Source organism: Agrobacterium sp. B1(2019), assembly GCF_008274755.1.
In the GTDB taxonomy this organism is placed as follows: Bacteria; Pseudomonadota; Alphaproteobacteria; order Rhizobiales; family Rhizobiaceae; genus Agrobacterium; species Agrobacterium salinitolerans.
This window is the reverse complement of sequence record NZ_VTPB01000006.1, coordinates 85,730-102,674: the sequence shown is the minus strand read 5'-3', so window position 1 is coordinate 102,674 and position 16,945 is coordinate 85,730. Positions and strand designations below refer to the sequence as shown.

At 56.8% G+C, this 16,945-nt stretch carries 17 protein-coding genes; 13 read left to right on the top strand and 4 right to left on the bottom strand.

Features of this window, described 5'->3' with window-relative positions; translation table 11 throughout:
- The first annotated feature begins 93 nt into the window (after nt 1-93).
- The gene (locus AGR1_RS28230) at nt 94-1,980 is read left to right on the top strand and encodes a diguanylate cyclase (protein ID WP_107341302.1); all 1,887 of its coding nucleotides are present in this window, start codon (nt 94-96) and stop codon (nt 1,978-1,980) included.
- Nucleotides 1,981-2,049: 69 nt separating this feature from the next.
- On the opposite strand, the gene AGR1_RS28225 is transcribed toward AGR1_RS28230, so the two are convergent.
- The 3 genes from AGR1_RS28225 to AGR1_RS28215 form a co-directional block, all read right to left on the bottom strand.
- Nucleotides 2,050-3,582: a histidine kinase dimerization/phosphoacceptor domain -containing protein gene (locus AGR1_RS28225; RefSeq protein ID WP_149149110.1), complete on the bottom strand. Its 1,533-nt coding sequence runs from the start codon at nt 3,580-3,582 to the stop codon at nt 2,050-2,052.
- A gap of 87 nt (nt 3,583-3,669) precedes the next feature.
- On the bottom strand, nt 3,670-3,981 hold the full coding sequence (locus tag AGR1_RS28220; RefSeq protein ID WP_149149109.1) for a hypothetical protein: 312 nt from the start codon (nt 3,979-3,981) through the stop codon (nt 3,670-3,672).
- A 22-nt stretch (nt 3,982-4,003) separates the two neighbouring features.
- Nucleotides 4,004-5,137: a site-specific integrase gene (locus tag AGR1_RS28215; protein ID WP_149149108.1), complete on the bottom strand. Its 1,134-nt coding sequence runs from the start codon at nt 5,135-5,137 to the stop codon at nt 4,004-4,006.
- Nucleotides 5,138-5,242: 105 nt separating this feature from the next.
- On the opposite strand from AGR1_RS28215, the gene AGR1_RS28210 reads away from it, so the two are divergent.
- The 12 genes from AGR1_RS28210 to AGR1_RS28155 all read left to right on the top strand — a co-directional run bounded on the left by AGR1_RS28210 (nt 5,243) and on the right by AGR1_RS28155 (nt 15,768).
- The gene (locus tag AGR1_RS28210) at nt 5,243-5,521 is read left to right on the top strand and encodes a type II toxin-antitoxin system Phd/YefM family antitoxin (protein ID WP_107341299.1); all 279 of its coding nucleotides are present in this window, start codon (nt 5,243-5,245) and stop codon (nt 5,519-5,521) included.
- On the top strand, nt 5,508-5,939 hold the full coding sequence (locus AGR1_RS28205; protein ID WP_107341298.1) for a plasmid maintenance toxin (PemK-like): 432 nt from the start codon (nt 5,508-5,510) through the stop codon (nt 5,937-5,939). Before AGR1_RS28210 ends, AGR1_RS28205 begins: the two co-directional genes overlap by 14 nt.
- 208 nt (nt 5,940-6,147) lie before the next feature.
- Nucleotides 6,148-7,296 (top strand): RHE_PE00001 family protein, encoded by a 1,149-nt coding sequence (locus AGR1_RS28200; RefSeq protein ID WP_035226360.1) that lies wholly within the window; start codon nt 6,148-6,150, stop codon nt 7,294-7,296.
- Between the two features lie 155 nt (nt 7,297-7,451).
- Entirely contained in the window at nt 7,452-8,414 is a 963-nt protein-coding gene (locus AGR1_RS28195; RefSeq protein ID WP_225337950.1) for an SMEK domain-containing protein, read from the top strand.
- Entirely contained in the window at nt 8,407-8,649 is a 243-nt protein-coding gene (locus AGR1_RS28190) for a hypothetical protein (RefSeq protein WP_035226358.1), read from the top strand. The genes AGR1_RS28195 and AGR1_RS28190 overlap by 8 nt, the downstream gene beginning before the upstream one ends.
- Before the next feature lie 37 nt (nt 8,650-8,686).
- Complete coding sequence (locus AGR1_RS28185; RefSeq protein ID WP_234797435.1) at nt 8,687-9,505, top strand: hypothetical protein; 819 nt, start codon at nt 8,687-8,689, stop codon at nt 9,503-9,505.
- Between the two features lie 155 nt (nt 9,506-9,660).
- Nucleotides 9,661-10,599 (top strand): cation diffusion facilitator family transporter, encoded by a 939-nt coding sequence (locus tag AGR1_RS28180; RefSeq protein ID WP_003501216.1) that lies wholly within the window; start codon nt 9,661-9,663, stop codon nt 10,597-10,599.
- A gap of 128 nt (nt 10,600-10,727) precedes the next feature.
- A complete protein-coding gene (locus AGR1_RS28175) occupies nt 10,728-11,366 on the top strand; it encodes a DsbA family protein (protein WP_035226356.1) in 639 nt (212 codons plus the stop codon).
- Nucleotides 11,363-12,238, top strand: a complete 876-nt coding sequence (locus tag AGR1_RS28170) for a peptidylprolyl isomerase (RefSeq protein ID WP_003501213.1) — start codon at nt 11,363-11,365, stop codon at nt 12,236-12,238. The genes AGR1_RS28175 and AGR1_RS28170 overlap by 4 nt, the downstream gene beginning before the upstream one ends.
- Nucleotides 12,239-12,337: 99 nt before the next feature.
- Complete coding sequence (locus AGR1_RS28165; RefSeq protein ID WP_107341923.1) at nt 12,338-13,336, top strand: murein L,D-transpeptidase family protein; 999 nt, start codon at nt 12,338-12,340, stop codon at nt 13,334-13,336.
- Between the two features lie 63 nt (nt 13,337-13,399).
- Nucleotides 13,400-15,046 (top strand): phosphoethanolamine--lipid A transferase, encoded by a 1,647-nt coding sequence (locus AGR1_RS28160; RefSeq protein ID WP_035226354.1) that lies wholly within the window; start codon nt 13,400-13,402, stop codon nt 15,044-15,046.
- A 23-nt stretch (nt 15,047-15,069) separates the two neighbouring features.
- Entirely contained in the window at nt 15,070-15,768 is a 699-nt protein-coding gene (locus tag AGR1_RS28155; protein WP_003501207.1) for a L,D-transpeptidase, read from the top strand.
- A gap of 91 nt (nt 15,769-15,859) precedes the next feature.
- On the opposite strand, the gene AGR1_RS28150 is transcribed toward AGR1_RS28155, so the two are convergent.
- Nucleotides 15,860-16,816, bottom strand: coding sequence for an endonuclease/exonuclease/phosphatase family protein (locus tag AGR1_RS28150; RefSeq protein ID WP_003501205.1), 957 nt, complete (start codon nt 16,814-16,816; stop codon nt 15,860-15,862).
- Between the last annotated feature and the right edge of the window lie 129 nt (nt 16,817-16,945).

Below are 16,945 nucleotides of genomic sequence, written 5' to 3'. Positions count from 1 at the left end.
TTGGGCTTGTCATTTCGTCCCCTGGGGCGATCGAAAGCGTAGCGTCGTCTCTTCCGGTTGAGTGTTCCAGGCGTGGCGTGACGGTGATTGAGAATGGATGACGTCTGGAAAGTTCTTGCTGGCAATCTCGCTGCAGTGGCATTGATCGTCTCGATCTGGACACATCTTTCCTATCGCTTCTACCAATTGCCTCCCAAGCTGCGCTGTGCCGGCCTCGGGGTCACGATGGGCCTCGCGGCGATAGCCTCAATGCTACTCTCGGTGCGCTTCGGAGTGGGGGTCATCTTCGACCTTCGGCTTGCCATTATCGAATCGGCTGCGGTATTTGGTGGACCTGGAGCTGCACTGATCACAGCCATAATGGCTGCGGGTTTCCGCTTCTACCTTGGTGGGGCAGGGGTAGTGCCTGGCTTGACGGCGATTGCCATTGTTTTCGTTCTCGGAAGCTCGCTCTGGTTCTTCGGCGGCCGCAAGCCGCTGAGCCATGCGCCGTCGATCCTGAGTGCCGCTGTGCTTGCAGGCTGTCTTTCGATTGCGGTCCTTGCGTTGCTTCGTCAGGCGGACTTCCAGAGGGCGGTAGCACAAGTCGGTCTGCCAATCGTCGTCCTGAATTTTACGACGACCGCTGCTATTGGCTTTTTTCTGGCGTATTTCCGTCGGTTCACGCTCGAGCGCGACATCCTGTATGCGGCGCTTACGCAGGCTCCTGACTACCATTACGTCAAAGACCTCAACCACCGTTTCGTCGTCGCGAACCTTAATGTTGCTCGCCACAATGGGCGATCGCGGTCTTCCGAGATGGTCGGGCTGACGGACTATGACCTCGCGCCGAGAACGAGAGCCGAGCAGTTGATCGCAGCAGAGGCAGGTATCCTGCAAACCGGCCAGCCGCTGGACCATTTCGAGGAGTTCCTCGTCGAAGAAGGTAAGCCGCCCCGATGGTACTCGACCTCGAAAGTCCCCTTGAGAAACCGACAAGGCGACATGGTCGGTCTGGCCGGCGTCACGGTCGACATCACTGAGAAAAAGTTGCTCGAGCAGGAACTGCGATCCAGCAGATACATCATGGCTCAAGCCATGGCCGAAATGTCCGATGGGCTCGCGATGTTCGGACCGGATGGGAGAGTGGTGTTCTGCAACGATCACTACCGCGCACTGTTCCCGAGATCAGCTTACGCCCGCAAAGAAGGTGCACACATCACCGAAATCGTCAGAGCAAGCGTGCGCAATGGTGAGCGCCAGGATATGCCCATCGATCTCGACGAAGATAGCATCCAAGCTGCTGGCCAAACGCTCTTCATCAATAAGGACGAAGTCATCCCACTCGCAGATGGTCGCTGGTTGTCCTTGAGAACGCGGGTGACTGAGGACCAACACGTGCTGGCACTTGTGTCCGATATCACTGCGATGAAGGAGTCTGAGCTTTCGCTCAAGAACTTTGCGGAGCGGATGAAAGGCCTGGCCGAAACAGACGCGTTGACAAGCCTTGCAAATCGGCGGTCCTTCGATGAAGGCCTGCTACGTGAATTCGAGGCAGCCAGGCAGACCGACCGACCTTTGTCTGTGCTTCTGGTCGATGTCGACAAGTTCAAGGCGTATAACGACCGTTACGGTCATCTTGAAGGTGACAGCTGCCTCAAATCAGTCGCGGGGGCCATCGCGGCTGCAGTCCGGCGCTCTGGCGACATCGCAGCTCGGTTCGGTGGCGAGGAGTTTGCAATCGTGTTACCCGATACCGACGGCGACACGGCGATCACGATTGCTGAGAAGGTCAGATCGTCCATCCGGGACCTCGGTTTGGTGCACGAAGGCAGCGAGTATGGCATCGTGACCGCCAGCCTAGGTGCTACCGTCTTTACGTCGGATTCGAGGGCTAGTAACCCAGCCGAACTCGTAGCACGGGCTGATCTTGCACTCTATCAGGCGAAGGATGCCGGGCGAGACCGCGTCGGGTTTCAGAGGCTAGCTGAAGGCGCGTGAAGAAGCCGGCTTAAAACCTTGTCGACCACGAATAGGGCCTGCCACACACCCATCTTTTGAAGTTCCTCTTCAAAGCAGTGTCACGGTCGCCGAGAACTGCGTACCGGCCTGAGACTGAAATTTATAGGTCCCATCTAGTTGGCGAACTGATCCGTCTATCAGACGCGTGCCCGTTCCAGACGAAACCGCGCTGGCATCGAAGCCCACACCCTCGTCACTTATGGTCAGGAGACTTTTTCCAGGTTCCTCTGATGGGGTTAGAGCGACCAACAAATGACCCTCATCACTCTCAGGGTAGGCGTACTTGATCGCATTCGTCACAACTTCGTTCACCAGCAAGGCCAGTGCTGTCGCCTTGTCTGCTGAAACTGGCGCAGACTGCAGTTCAAAATCGACATGAAACTTTGCATCATGGGCCGAAATCGCGCTGCAGACCACAGCGCGGATGAGTTCTGCGGCATCGATCTCAGCATATGCGTCGTGCTTGTAGATCTGCTCGTGAACCGCGATCATCGACTTGATCCGGCTGCTGAGCGCTTCAAACCCTTCTGATCCCCGCATTTGGAGTCGGACCAGTGACATCACGGATTGCAGGTTGTTCTTCACTCGGTGATGGATTTCGCGCAGAAGCATCTCGTTGGTTTCGAGCGCTTTGGCGAGTTGCGCCGATTGCAGTTCTTGATCCCTCAGGAGGTGCAGGATCCACCACCCAGCGATGGCAGCACCGCCGATGATTATGAACGCGACTACACCGAGCATCAGCAGCGTCTGCCGAAACGGTTGAATGAGGAACTCGTAGTCTGCTGCGGCTATGGCTATGAAGGGTGTCCCTTCCACCCGACGATATGCAACTACGCGCCTCACTCCGTCCATTGGTGACGTCTCTGCAAGATACGTCCCTGCCGGCGCCTCCTTCAGATACTTTGTGAAGAGGATGTAGCCGGACATGTCCAAAGTCGTTGCGGGCAGAGGGTAGCGCGCCACCAGCATGCCGTCATCGCGAACAAAACTGATGGCATAGTCGCCGCCGAGATCCACTGTTTCCCATATTGGCCGCGTAATGCTCGTAGGAACGGACACCATGATGGCGCCCATGAATCTACCTTCTCGCACGATCCGTCGACTGAATACAAAAATTTGGTCGCCGTTGAGACGGCTGATGAGGAGGGAGGAAACATACTCTGTCTGTCCATCCCTGACGGCTGTGAAGTAGTCCCGATCCGTGATGTCGACGGGCTTGATCTCGGGGTCGGTCGAATAAAGCGTTCGGCCTTCAGCATCGACAACATAGGCCTGAACGCCGCTCGGCAATCCTTTGGTCGCCACGTCCATATCACGGATATTGCCGTCGAACCTCAGATCCGTTAGGCGAAGTGCATCGTCAATCCGGCGAGCCGTCTGCGTACCCATCTGATAGATCCAAGACACATGGCTTGCGACGATTTTTACAGATGCAACGGCGCGCTCTTCGGCCCGGTTGATCGTTGCAAAATAGGATTGTGCGGCCCATGTACCGAGTATGGACAATAGCGCGACCAGAGCCGCCGCGGTGGCAACCGCTGCGACCTTCGACACAGATCGGGTAGATTCGCCTGTTGTCACCTCCCATCCTCCCGATGTGGTCCGGCTGATGGATTCTGAACACAGCTAACGAGGCGGAACATAAAGATCAACGGAAATCCAGACAGCTCAGTCGGAGAGCGAGACCGGTGTGTTGTCAATCCAGTTATAGGCCGCCTGGACCAGGGCGAGGTTGGATGCGTAACTGACCGCTGCAGTTGCGACGACCATTTGGGCCACGGCATCTGCCACGTCACGGCGGTTGCGATCATCGGCCTTGAGAACAATTTCCTTTAGATCGTCTGCATCTCCTCCTGCGGCGTAGAACAGGCCGATTGCTGCCGTCATAAGCCTCTCCCGCTTGTCCGGGGTGAGGGCCACCTGCCGCAAAGGGTCCAGCGCTCCCAAGCGTTCTACGATGCGGTTTTGCAATTCACTCATCTATGCTCCCTCATCCACATGGCTAATCCATCAACCGAGCAGCGCGGCCGCTGCGCCGTTGGGCACTGTTGTAGTATTGCGATGCCTGCTGAACGGATCGATGCCTTGACTGCTCCATCGCTTCGGGCAAAGGAATCCCACGATTGGCGGCTTCTGTCAGGTAGCCGGATCGCAGCCCGTGAGCCGAAAACTCCGCCGGATCGAGCCCGGCTAGTTCCGCCCGGTGCTTTAGAATGTCGTTGATCGCCTTCGGGTCCAGAGGCCGGCGCGAAACATTGCCCCAGCGATCAATCGCCCTGAAGACACTGCCCTTGTCAATTTTTGAAGCCGCAAGCCACGCGTTCAGGGCATCGATCGGTCGACCGCTGAGGTAGACGACTTCATCATTGTCGGCGCCGCTGGTCTTCGTGCGCCCAAGATGAATGGACAGGGAAGGTAAGGGAGGGGCTTCGTCAATCTGGATTGGCTCTTCGGGCTGCAGCTGTTCGATCCTGAGGCCCGCGATTTCGCTGCGGCGACGGCCGCCCGAGGCAAAGGCAACCATCAGGATCGCTTGGTCTCTGACATCACGCAGGCTTCCCGTCGTGCAGGTTGCGAGCAGTCTGGACAGAATATCCCCTGTAACGGCCTTGGCGCTTTTCCGCTTCTTTGGCCGCGGTGTCGCACGTACGGCCAGCCGGATTGCGGATTTAAAGGCAGGGGAGCTGAAAAAGCCGTCCAGCCCGCGCCATTTCGTCAGCGTCGACCAGGTGGCAAGGCGCCGGCGCACGGTGTCAGGCGCATGCGGGCCGGGCGACCGAAGCAGTCCTTGAATGCGGAGCTTCTGCTCGACGTCAGCTGGCATGCCGTGATCCGGATCCGTCAGGCGCTTTTCCGCATCCCACAGGTGATGCGCGACAAACTTCAGCAGCAGCGCCTCCGGCGCCGGCCAGGGCAGGGCGTCGCCGGTCGATGCCAGAGACCAGGCTTGCAGATAAGCAAGATCGGAGGTCAGCGCTCTCAGCGTATTGGCGCCCATGCCTTCATTGACGAGATGACGAAGCGTCTCGACATCCTGATCGCTCAGCAGTTCCGCCAGCTCATCGCGGCGCTCCATCGGCAGCACCGCAGCGATGGTGTCGAGCGTGGCCGCGCGGAGATCGACAGGATCTTTCATGAACAATGAACCTCAGAATTGGAGCATGTGGGTTGAAATGTGCGACAGGGGTGATTTGCAAAGGTTCCGTAATTCCCGTATAGTCCGGAACAAAGGAGATCTGCCATGACATCGATTGTGACAGCCGCCGCGGTTTCGAAGAATTTTGGGGCCTATCAGGACGCTGCAGTCCGAGAGCCGGTGATCATCACCAAAAATGGTCGCCCGCGTACTGTGCTGATGGCCTATGAGGACTATCTCCGTTTGGCCAAGCGTGATCGGCGCGTCGAACTCACCGCTGCTCTTGATGACGATGAGTTGGCCGCGGTCGAGACGTCGACGATGGAGCCTGGCTTGGATCATCTCAATGCCGAACTGCTGATGGACAAGAATGCTGCCGACTGACCCGAAAGTCGGCTGGATCTTTCGCTATTCCTATCTCTGGCGCTGGCAGCATCTGGACGGACGGGAAGAGGGTGACAAGGATCGCCCCGCTCTCGTGCTTGCCATTGTTGCGACGCTCGAGGACGGGACGCCGGCAGTACGTGTCCTGCCAATCACGCATTCCCCACCGTCCGATCCCAGCGAAGCAATCGAAATCCCAGCGGCCACCAAACGCCGCTTGGGCCTGGATGACGAGCGGTCGTGGATCGTGCTCACCGAGAGCAATCGTTTCGTCTGGCCGGGGCCCGATGTTCGCCCTGTTGACAGCGAGAGCGGATATCATGGGCCACTGCCTCCGGCACTCTTCGAAGAGGTAAAGCGGCGGTTTGTCGATCTTGCGAGAAGCCAGCGTCACAAGGCGACCATCCGCAGCGACTGAGCTGCTCTTCATCCTGTTGTTCGCCCTCGAATTCTGCGCGTCCAGCAGTGATCTTCGCCGTGATTTGCCACGACTTTAGGCCTTCAGAGCCGTCAGATCAATCACCATCGATAAGGGATACTTATCGATGGTTTAAAACCCAGCCGTTAATCATACCATGTGACGAACTTGATTATTCAACTAGAGTTCGTTTAGCAAATCGTTTACCATAAAATCAATGGCTTACGATGTTTCAAAAATCAGCATGAATGCCTTGATGCGGCCGGCTTTCGACGCCGGTATCGCGCTTACGCGTCTCGACGAGCGCATCGCCCGTTCGCCGGTTGGCGCCGGCTTCCTCGAGCGGTCGCAATATGGCGACGCGTGTGCCTCGCTGTGGATCGACGGCGAATTGGTGCATCTCGAGGACCTCGTCCTCCATGACGCCACCCGTGACATCCGTACACCGACCCACGAACTGACCATCGCCCGCGACGTGCTGCGCACTCGCCGGCGCATCGCCGCCCAACTCCCCGGCTGGGCACTGTCCGCAGAGGGTATCCGCACGTTGCGACAAGCATCGGACATTACGTCGGCTGGCGCCGACGCTGCGGAGCAGGCCGGCATCATGCGGTCCGCGGCTGAGGGAAGAAATCCGGAAGGGGAGGGGAAAGAAATCGATGAAGCCGAAGGGCTTCCCGGCGTCGACCTCGCAGCCATCGATGCGCTGCTAGCACGATCGGATGCTGCGATCGAACACGCAAAACGCCGCGACCGTCCTGCGGTCGACAGCCGCGAGCGAGACACGCTCGTCTATGATCTCGACTGGGACGAGGATGCAAGGATCGACGAGTGGCGCGAGGTATTGCGCCAGGCCGAAAATCTGCCGGAGGCGCTGCAGGCCATCATCGCCCTCGATGCCTGGAACGCGCTCGAGGTTCTACAGCACGCACCCTGGCTCGGGAGGCTGTTTGCTGCCGCCATGCTGCGGCAGGCCGGCATTACCACGGGTGCCCATCTGGCTGCGATCAACCACGGCCTCAAAACCATCCCTGTCGATCGGCGAAGGCATCGCGATCGGGAAACACGGCTGCTGGCCATCGCCCACGGTTTGTTGGCGACGGCGGAGATCGGTTTGAAAGAGCACGACCGGCTGGTACTGGCTCGCCAGATGATGGAGCGCAAATTGGCGGGAAGACGCACGTCTTCGAAATTGCCGGAGCTGGTCGAGCTCGTCATGGCAAAACCGCTCGTGTCGGCCGCGATGGTGGCGAAAACGCTGGACGTTACGCCGCAGGCGGCGCGGCGGATCGTGGTGGAACTCGGCCTCCGGGAGATGACGGGGAGGGGCAGGTTCCGGGCTTGGGGAGTTCTCTGATCGCAGTCCTTCAAGCAGGCTAGCTAGGCGCAATCTATTTCAGGGGATTCTAGACAGTCTTTTGCGCTCAAAAGTGGAATCTTCTCCATCAATCGTGATTGAGAATTCAGCCTAAGTCAGCGATAAGTTTTCGGTGTGCGAAGATGGAAGGTCACATGGGAATGCACCGCGCTCAACTTCTGCAAGGTATTATTTACAGGATGACGCATCTGCGGGTCATCGTGGAGCAGTCGAACCAATTAAACTTGCAAGATATAAACGTCCATGCAGAAAATTTCTTCCGTGACCTTCTCAATCTTGCCTTCGACTACGACCTGCAGAACATCAACATCGTCGAGCCAAACGCCACCGCGATTGATCTCGGCTGCGATAGCAGTCGGATCGCGATCCAAGTTACATCGACGCCCGACCTCTCTAAGATCAAGCACACCTTTGATCGCTTTACCGGCAAGGGGCTGCAGACGAAGTACGATCGCCTCGTCATGCTCATTGTAGGCCAAAAGAAAAAATATCGCGAGACGGGACTGGGCGACGATCGGTTTAAATTGTCGTTTGGCGACGATGTCTGGGACATCGCTGATCTTCTTAAAAAAATCGGAGACCTCTCAACCGCGAAGATGGAGGCATGCCACGATTTCCTGTCTCGCGAGTTGCTTGTACGCGAACCGAAGCTTTCTAACGAAGTCGGCACTCTCGTGCGTCTCATCGAGGTCTTGAGCTCCGCGGAAGAGGGGTTGTCGTCAGGAGACAATCGCGAGGATCCTGATCCCGACGGCAAGATTCACGATCGCTTCGCAGATCATGCCCCATTCTTGACGCAGCAGTATGTCGATCTCCATGAACTTTATGGTCGCGTCCTGTCCGAAGTGAACGCGCACACGGATCTCGGCCACATCCGGGTTCGGAAGCTGCAGATCTACCTCATGAACTGGAGCGACCGCGTTCTGACTGAATGCGGAGGCGATCCTCAAGCGGCACTTGAGCTCTTGACTCAGCGAGTTCTCGGTATGATGGGAAGCAGCGACGCTGGGTTCGATGATGGTGCGGTCAGGTACTACCTCATCGATCAGCTAATCATGTGCAACGTCTTTCCGAACAAGAGGTCGCAAAGTGCCTAGCATCTTTCTGAAAGACGAGGCCCTGAACAAATCACCTGCGATCGTCGGCTTCGAGATCGCTCGTTACCTGAAAGATTCAGGTAAGCATCGGGTCAGCATCTTCGACGTGGTGGACCGGTTCAAGCGCGAGTCCTGGTTCTCATCCAACTCCTTTCTATACGGACTGACGTTTCTCTATGCCGTCGGTTTGCTTGATTTCGATGAACCTTACCTGATCGCGCGCGATGCGGATTAAGCGATTATACACAGATCCACCCGCGATTGACCCCATCGTGTTTGGGGAGGGGGTCAATATCATCCTGGGTGAGAGCGATGCGACAAGCTCGAAGAACAACGGGGTGGGCAAATCGCTCTGCATCGAGTTCGTGAACTTCGCGCTCCTGAAGCGCAAGTCCGACAGCCGCGTGACAAGAATTCCGAAGGCAGCCTTCGATCCCGCCACATTTATCTGCATCGATTTCGTAATGCACGGGATCCCTTACACTATCAGAAGGTCTGTCGCCGAGGCGGAGCGCCCGCGTATCACTGTGGCGGATCGCGAGACGACGTTTGCCAAGGTGGAAGACGCAACTGACTTTCTCGCGGCTCGACTGTTCGGGGATGACAGGTCAGAGATTGGTTTCCGCGAGATCCTTGGACCGCTGGTCCGGGACGAGCGGTCGGAGTTCAAATCCATCGTGAGCTGCTTCGACACGAAGTCGCGGATCCCAGACAATTACGCTCCGCATCTCATGCTCCTAGGTATCGATGTCGACATATACCGCTCAATCAAAGGCATTCAAAAGGAACTCGACGACATCGGCACGGAGGAGCGGCGTATCAAGGACAGTGTGCAGCTCGTCAGGCAGAAGGATCTCGACGAGGCTAGGTCCGATCTCAACGCTCTCGAAGAGGAAGTCGACAAGATACGTGAAGGAATCGACGCGCTCGAGAATGCCGCCACCTACGACTTAATTAAGGATGAGGTCCTTGAAATCGAGCACTTGATGGGAGAGCTGAGGGGTCGAAAGGAAGTCCTTTCCCGGCGGTCTGCCCGTCTGGCTCCTATCGCTACGGAGCAATCGGTCAACGGCATTTATATGCTCAGCTAAACTGGGAGCGGAATTTCTCCATTCCTGTTCAACAGCCGGTCAACCATAAAAATTTGCGACAGGCCTGGTTGTCGTAACTGTTGCCGAGCCGCCATTGCGAACAGGGGAGCAGCACCCTACGTTCCGAGCTACTGAACACAACGGATGGAACAACCATGAGCGTAGCCAACGAACACCGGCACGAGCCGGGTGACGATCATGAGCATGACCACGCACAGGTCGTGACAAATGACAACGAACGGCGTATCCGCTTTGTCTTCATCTTCACTATCTGTTACGCAGCCATTCAGGCAGCGGGAGGCTGGCTGTCTGGTTCACTCGCGCTGATCGCCGATTCCGGGCACATGCTGTCTGACGCTGCAGCCCTGCTGCTGGCCTTGATCGCATACCGCATGGCGCGACGGCCAGCCGATGCCACGCGCACTTATGGCTATCACCGCGTGCGCGTGCTGGCCGCGCTAGCGAACGGTGCGACCCTTCTGCTTCTGGTCCTTTGGATAGCCTGGGAGGCCATAAACCGCATCAACCAGCCGGTCGACGTCATGGCAGGACCGATGCTGATCGTTGCCGTCATTGGGCTGCTCGTCAATCTTGCAGGCGCTTGGGTGCTATGGTCCGGCAACAAGGGCGACGCAAATCTGCGCGGCGCATTCCTCCACGTCATCGGCGACCTGCTTGGATCTGTAGGTGCAATTGCAGCAGCGGTCGGCATCATGCTGACCGGCTGGACCATCCTCGATCCCTTGCTCTCAGTTCTCGTTGCCGTTCTCGTCGTCCGCTCGGCATGGGGTCTGGTGACGGATTCGATCACTGTTCTGATGCAAGCTGTTCCCCGCGGCATCAAGGCCCGAAGTGTCGAAACGGGTCTGGCTGCGCTGACCGAGATATCCGAAGCTGGACATTTTCACGCCTGGACGCTGACGGACGATACCATCGTGGCGACGATCCACGTCACTCCGGCTGAAAATACCGATCCGCTATCGCTTCCCCAGCTGGTGGCAGGCTGGCTGAAAGAGCGCTACGCGATCGATCACGTCACGGTTCAGGTCGATCCACCTGGCTCGCTCGTGAAAGCAGAGGGATCAAATACCTAAAATTCAGGCCATGACTATGGCGATCAGCGGAATGTGATGCCGCTGTCGCTCAAAATCTGCATTGCGCCTCTTGCAGCTCAAGCTACTAGAGGTTTTATCTTGCGCGCGATTTGCAGTCGGGAGAGCACATGCAGCGCAGACAGATAATGATCGGGGCAACGGTTACGGCAATCACAGCGCCTTTGTTTTACAACCGCAAGGCTGAGGCGCAGAGCGCACCGGTTGGACTGATGGATCCCGGCCCGCTTCCCGAACGCATATTCGGAGCAGCGGATGCGCCGGTGACGGTCATCGAATATGCCTCGATGACCTGTGGGCACTGTGCGAATTTTCACATCAACATCTGGCCCACGCTCAAAAAAGAGTTCGTCGATACAGGCAAGGTGCGCTTCATCATCCGCGAGTTTCCGTTTGACCCGCGCTCGACGGCAGCCTTCATGCTGGCCCGATGCGTGGGGGATGACAAATGGTACGCGACGGTCGACCTGATGTTTCGCAGCCAGTCGACATGGGCGCGTGCATCCGACGGCAAGCAGGGTTTCCTGTCCGCACTTTCCATGACCGGCCTGGACGAAAAGCAGCTTGAGGCCTGTCTTGCCGATCAGGCCTTGCTGGACAACGTTAACAAGATCGCAGCGACGGGCCGGGAGCTTGGCGTCACTTCCACACCCACGTTCTTCATCAACGGGAATAAGTATGAAGGCGTCATTCCGGTCGATGAATTCCGCTCGATCGTTGAGCCTCTTCTCAAGGAAGCCGGGAAATGATCCACCATCCGCGTCACGCATTCATCATCACCACCATTGCGCTTCTTTGTGCCACCACCGCTTTTTCACAGGATACGGCAAAAGATGTGGCGGCGCGTGTAAATGGCGCCGAAATCACCCAATCGGACGTCGCCTTCGCCGCACCCCTCTTCGGTGACCCGGCTCCCAACATATCCCCCGAAGCCCGCACCTCTGCCGTGGTCGATGCGCTGGTCGACATCAAGCTGCTTGCTGAGGCCGCGCGTAAAGCAGGGATAGATAAAGACCCGGAATATCAACGGCAGCTGAACTTTCTGTCCGAACAGGCACTGCGTTCGACCTATCTATCGCAGCAGCTCGACAAGGCCGTCTCCGATGCAGCGATACGCAAGATCTACGATCAGCAGGTCGCGGCAATTCCGCCCTCAGAGGAAATCAAACTCAGCCATATCCTGCTGAAAAGCCGCGAGGACGCGACCGCAGTCATCGCGGCGCTGACCGCAGGCGAAAGCTTCAAAACATTGGCCGCCAGCCGCTCAACCGATACGGTCACCGGCAGCAAGGGTGGCGATCTGGGTTTTCGTCCCCGCCAGGCACTGCCAGCGGAAATCAACACAGCACTTGATGGGCTTAAGCCGGGCGATTTCGCAAAAACGCCGGTCGAGACAGCGTTCGGCTTCCATGTTGTGCGGCTGGACGAAATGAGAAACACACCTCCCCCTTCGTTCGAAACCGTTGCGCCGCAAATCCGTCAATCTCTAGAGACGGCAGAAATTCGCCGGATCGTCACGGGCTTGCGGTCCAGCGCCAAGGTGGAAAAGCTGGTACCAGACGTCGCATTGCCGGCGGCAAGTGACGACGGTCATAATCACGACGGCCAGAACGCGGAATAAGCCACACTCATGCCTACATCGAAATTCAGCCGTGTCTGTCTTCGCCGCTACGACGCTGTCTGCCGCCTTCCGCGGCTGGCGGCGCTCGCTCTCGCCGGCATGCTCATGTCGGGTTGTGTTGCGATGGACATGGGCCTCTCCGAGCTTTCCTCAGAGCCGCCGAAATTGTCAGGCGCGGTCATCGCGGACATGTCGAAAAAGGGCATGACGCCCGCAAGCCCTGTGCTGGTTCGCATTTTCAAGAAGGAAAGTGAGCTGGAGGTCTGGAAGATCGACCGCACAGGCAATTATGCGCTCCTGAAGACCTACCCGATGTGCCGCTGGTCCGGCAAACTCGGCCCCAAGAAAAGCGACGGAGACCGGCAGGCGCCGGAAGGTTTCTACCATGTCTCCGCTGGAATGCTGAATCCTAAGTCGCAATATTATGTCTCTTTCAATCTCGGCTATCCGAACCGTCTGGAATCGGCGCTTGGCTATACCGGCGATGCGCTGATGGTGCATGGCGCGTGCTCGTCTTCCGGCTGCTACGCCATGACGGATCAGGGCGTTGGAGAGATCTATGCGATCGTGCAGGAGGCTTTGCGAAGCGGACAGGACCGCTTTCAGGTTCAGGCCTATCCATTTCGAATGACGGCCGAGAACATGGCGCGTCACCGCGACGATCCGAATATGCCCTTCTGGCGGACCTTGAAGGAAGGGTACGACATATTCGCGGTGACGCGCCGTCAGCCGAAAGTTTCCGTCTGCGACCGGCGTTACGTGTTCAACACCGAGTTCACGGGCGGGGAACCCAGAGATCCTCTCGCCGCCTGCCCGGCAGGCGTGTCGCAGAATGCAGCAAGTCTCGTTGCGCAACTCGATACCGAGCGCCAGAAAGCCGAAACGGCCTTGTCGGCCTCTTCCTCCGTCGCGGCCCTCGCCTATGTCGATGGCGGTATGCATCCGAGCTTCCGCTCACTGTTGAAGAAACAGGGAGCGACAAAGATGGCGGAGGCGGTATCGGGCATCAAGTATCCCGTCAGCCGGCCGGATGCGGCGCTTGCCGATCCCCATGAGACCTCGAGGTCTTGGAGACCTGTACAGTCCGCGGGAAATTAAATCTTAACTCTTAAATTCAAGGCAACGCACCTCATCTCGTGACGTTGCGGCAAGGGAGCCAGATTGAGGTTCTTTAAAACTTATCGCCCGTCGCTAGACTACCGTCTGCTCGCACTTTTGGCAGCCTTATGTTTCTGGGCGTTTTCAAACGCGACATTCTGGGAAAAGGCCGGGCGTTATCTGGCGGACGAGATGGGCGCATTCTTGGCGCTCAATCTCGTCATAGTTGCGTTGTTTTTTGTCCTGACGATTCTTTCAGCTGTCAAATATCTCTTCAAGCCAGTGCTTGTGTTGCTTGTCTTGCTGGCTGGAGGCGCGTCCTGGTTCATCGACAATCTCGGCGTGTTGATCGATACGGATATGGTGCGCAACGTTTTTGAAACGACCTCTGCCGAGGCCGGGGACCTGCTGACTGCCGGTTACTTCCGGCACATGCTTCTCGTTGCCGTTATTCCCTCTCTCCTCATCTTGTGGGTTCGGGTCAGATTTCCATCCGCCGAACGCGTCGTGTTGTGGAATGTTGGCATCACGGCTTCCTGCATTGCAATCATCGCCGGTAGCGGAGCGCTTTACTACAAGCCTTATTCAGCCGTTATACGGACCAAGCGTGAACTGGCGAAAACCCTCAATCCGGTTACACCTCTCGTCTCTATCGCCAAAGTGGCTCTGGCGACAGGAAATGAAAGAAACGTTGTCGTCAAGCCGCTGGGTGAGGATGCAACCGTGACCACTCCGGTGGACGGCTTAAGCAAGCTACGCGTTGCTGTCATCGTCGTTGGGGAAACGGCGCGCGGTGCTAATTTCTCTCTCGGTTTCTATGAACGCGAAACCAATCCGCTTCTGAAAAAACAGGACGTCACCTATTACTCCAATTTCGCCAGCTGCGGCACGGCAACCGACGTCTCCCTGCCGTGCATGTTCTCCAATCTGAAACGTTCGGGCTACACCCATGCTGGAGGATTAGAGAATGAAACGGCGGTCGATGTTCTCAGACGGGCAGGCATCGACATGACGTGGATCGAAAACAACACCGGCAGCAAGGGCGTTGCGGACCGGGTTCGCGTCGTCAATATTTACAATTCCAACGATCCACGCTTCTGTGCCGATGGCACCTGCGACGACGAGATCGTTCTCGAAAAGATTGATGAGTGGCTCTCAAACGTGAAGCAGGACAGCGTCCTCGTCTTCCATCAAATGGGCAATCATGGCCCGGCCTATTACAAGCGGTATCCTGAGGCGTTCCGTAAATTCGTGCCCGAGTGCACGACCACCGAGCTGGCGAAATGCAAGGACCAAGAAATCGTTAATGCCTATGACAATGCCATCCTTTACACCGATTTCGTCCTGTCCGGCATCATCGACCGCCTGAAAGCCCGGACCGATACGCTGGCGACAGGTATGCTCTACGTCTCCGACCACGGGGAATCGCTGGGGGAAAATGGCCTCTATTTGCACGGCACGCCCTATTTTATAGCGCCCGACGAACAGACACGCATTCCACTGCTAACCTGGTTCAGCCCGGAGTTCGCAGCCTCGATGGGGCTTGATATCCGCTGCCAGCAACAAAGACGCGAAAACACATTTTCGCACGACAACCTGTTTTCCAGTCTTCTCGGCATGATGAATGTATCCACCAGCGTTTACGAGCGTGATCTGGACATGTTTGCGGCCTGCCGTGGCGGCCAACACCAACCCTCTCTCAATAACTGAAATTGCAAATCACGGGGACTTGAATGCTATTCGATGATAAACAGCTTAAACGCCGGGGCTTCCTGCTGGGAGCCGCTTCCCTGACCACGATGCTGGCGGGATGTGCGACGGTAAATCAGCCTGCTCCGACACCGGCCATTGCCCGCAGGCCGATCGGCCCGCCAGGCGAAGCCGAAATGATCACACGCTACGCGGGCCTCGAAGATGGCGGCCACAAGCTGCCAGCCGTACCGTTTCAGCAGATCGATCCCAAGTTTTACCGTCAGCGCGTCGAAGATCCGACAGGCGAACCTGCGGGAACGGTCGTCGTAGATACGCCATCGAAGTTCCTTTATGTCGTCGAACCAGGTGGCACGGCCATGCGTTATGGTGTTGGTCTCGGCCGCGCCGGTTTCGCCTGGCAAGGCGAAGGCATCATCCAGTGGCGGCAGAAATGGCCGCGCTGGAAACCACCGGCAGAAATGATTGCACGGCAACCCGAACTGGAAAAATACTCGGTCGAGAACGGTGGACAGGAACCGGGACCAAGCAATCCGCTCGGCGCACGCGCGCTTTATATCTTCCAGAACAGTCAGGATACGCTCTATCGTCTACATGGCACGAAGGAATGGTCATCCATCGGCAAATCGGTTTCCTCCGGCTGCGTCCGTCTGATCAATCAGGATGTCATCGACCTCTATGAGAGGGTTCCCTACAAGGCTCGGATCGTCGTCAAACAATAGACAGCTAACAGCAGATTTTATGGCTTCTACCGGGCATATATATGCCCGGCGTGTTGAACCGATGCAAAAACCACAAACCGCCAGCCTGAGTTTAATTAAATGACAGATCCGCAACAACCGGAATGTGATTGGATCCAAAATCGGGGCCGACCCGCCAACTTGCCAGTCTTAAAGCACCCGAAACCGCGATATGGTCAATCATGGAACCGAATCTGAACGGTAGCCGACGGCTGAATCGTGTCATCACAGGAACATTGCTTGCACGTGCGAAGAATAATCCGCTTTTCTCAAAAAATCTCGCAAAGTAGGGTGACCACGGCGGTGTGTTCCAGTCACCGGCAACAATAAGCTTCGCGCCCTCTTTTTCAGACAGGACAGCATCCGCCAATCCGTCGAGATAAGCGTTTCGGCCTTTCCAGCGGGCTGGCGAACGCGGTGTATCGGGATGTAGTGCATAAAGAATCAGCGGATCATTTTCCGTCCCCAGAACGAGGCGCATCGGATATCGCTCATACGCCTGCGCGGACGAAAGCCTGACCTCCGAGAGAATAGGAAGACGCGAAAAGACTTTCATATCGTCGCGCGCTGGCAGGTTAGAACTGCTTTGATAGCCAAACAGGCCGCTAGCCGCGATTGCTTTCTGCCAGCGGTCTTCAGTCTCTTGAAGAAAGAGGACATCTGGCTGTTGCTCCGTCAGAAACCGCAGAAAACCCCCAGGTTCCGCATCATTGTGCATCAGCAGGTTGGCTGAGATAACGCGTAAATTCCTGTCCGCAGCCCCCTGCGGTGCCTGAGGCTGCATAAAGAACGGCATCAGACTTGCCAGAAATGCAAGGGAACACAAAAGCCGCGCCGGTCGCTCCCCAAGAAGGAACGTCGCGAGCAGCAGGCAAAAAGCGGATAGAGTGACGTAGGGCCAGAACAGGAAAACAATATCGAATAGCCAGAGGCTACTTCCGAATATCAATGCAGAAAGAACGCCGCTCAAACTGCAAATCGAAATAAAAAGCAGACTTTTTCCAAGCTTACCGTTGCGGACAGAAGTCATTCATTTCACCACATTGAGCATAAAGAGCCGAGACGGTAAGTTTAACATATTAGCTTTAATAATATATCAAAGCGAGTATGCAATAATCTGTTCGCTTCCGAGAACTCGTCACGGATATCGTGAAATCCA